1 protein-coding gene is annotated in these 517 nt (G+C 39.1%); it reads left to right on the top strand.

The genetic code is table 11. The features are described from left to right. Window positions 1-153: 153 nt before the first annotated feature. Window positions 154-517, top strand: a 364-nt coding sequence (locus HT671_RS11335) for a transposase family protein (protein WP_172923171.1), incomplete at its 3' end; no start/stop codon positions are given.

Raw genomic sequence — 517 nt, 5'->3', positions numbered from 1 at the left:
AAGTGATAAAGTCGGGAGTCATCGTGACCAGTTAGATGAAGCGACTAAGGAACGAATTGATACAGCCTATAAAGAAATGAACGAACATGTGGGATTGAAGTGGGATTAGCTTGAATAGACTTCCTGCGAAACAAAATATGGTATAATAGTTCTATGAATTATGAAGCAAGTAAACAACTAACTGATGCACAATTTAATCGTCTTGTTGGTGTTCAGCGCACGACTTTTGAAGAGATGTTAGCTGTATTAAAAATTAAACACGCAAAAGGGGGACGAAAACCTAAATTAAGCCTAGAAGACCTTCTTATGGCCACTCTTCAATATGTGCGAGAATACCGCACTTATGAACAAATTGCGGCTGATTTTGGTATTCACGAAAGCAACTTAATCCGTCGGAGCCAATGGGTTGAAGTAACTCTTGTTCAAAGTGGTGTTACGATTTCAAGAACTCCTCTCAGTTCTGAGGACACGGTAATGATTGATGCGACGGAAGTAAAAATCAATCGCCCTAAAAAAA

The organism is Streptococcus sp. 2741 (assembly GCF_013276315.1).
In the GTDB taxonomy this organism is placed as follows: domain Bacteria; phylum Bacillota; class Bacilli; order Lactobacillales; family Streptococcaceae; genus Streptococcus; species Streptococcus pseudopneumoniae.
This window is presented reverse-complemented; position numbering and strand designations above follow the sequence as displayed.